Below are 851 nucleotides of genomic sequence, written 5' to 3'. Positions count from 1 at the left end.
AACGGTGAGGTCGCGGTCTATCGCTCAAGCGATGGCGCTAATTGGGAAGACCTGTCCAACGGCACAGGCCTCGATTCCTGGCAGGATTTCAGGGAGATCGAGTATTTGGAAGGCGCATTTTATGCCAGCGGCCATTATAGTCGCGCACGGCGCTCGACCGATGCCGGACAAACATGGAGCTCTGCGCAAACGGGCGATTACCATCAATTGACAGGCTATGCAACAATCAACGGCATCTACTATGGAGTCGGCTACAATTTAAACAACTCCTATGCCGATATCGACCTCATTTCCACCGACGGGATCGACTGGATTCCGATCAATCCCGGAGCGGTAGAAGACCGCCAAGCGATTATCGCATTTAATAACACCTTCATCAGCGTGGGGCTGAACGGGAGTATTCGCCAAAGCCTCCCAATCAATCCCGACAACGCGCCGCCCACTGGCGTCATCATTGGGCACAATCAAACAGAGGCTCGACAATTGAACCTATTCACTGTCGAAGCGAGCGATCCGGATGGCGATGATTTAATCTACATCTGGGATATGGGAGACGGCAGCGAACCAAAGAACAGCCCATCGATCACTCACAGTTGGAGCTCCGGTGGGAACTATGAAATCACGCTCATTCTAAGCGACACTCAAGGCGGCTACACCACCCTCAGTCACAATATGAGTGTGGATGATCCACTCAACACATGGTTGGATCGTTCATCAGGCACCGCTCTCAACCTGCTCGGCATTGCAGCCAATGAAACGCATGTCGTCGCAGTCGGCGCCAATGGCACCATACTACGCTCTGTCGACGGGGCGACATGGACCAAGCAGCCGCTCTCTGGCGTCGCCGCCAA

The 851-nt window shown here is 54.1% G+C and carries 1 protein-coding gene; it reads left to right on the top strand.

Going from position 1 to position 851, the window contains the following annotated elements; all coding sequences use genetic code 11:
* Positions 1–851, top strand: an 851-nt coding sequence (locus QEH59_RS18605; RefSeq protein ID WP_308986889.1) for a PKD domain-containing protein, incomplete at both ends; no start/stop codon positions are given.

Source organism: Thalassobacterium sedimentorum, from assembly GCF_031127905.1.
Taxonomy (GTDB): domain Bacteria; phylum Verrucomicrobiota; class Verrucomicrobiia; order Opitutales; family Coraliomargaritaceae; genus Thalassobacterium; species Thalassobacterium sedimentorum.
This window is presented reverse-complemented; position numbering and strand designations above follow the sequence as displayed.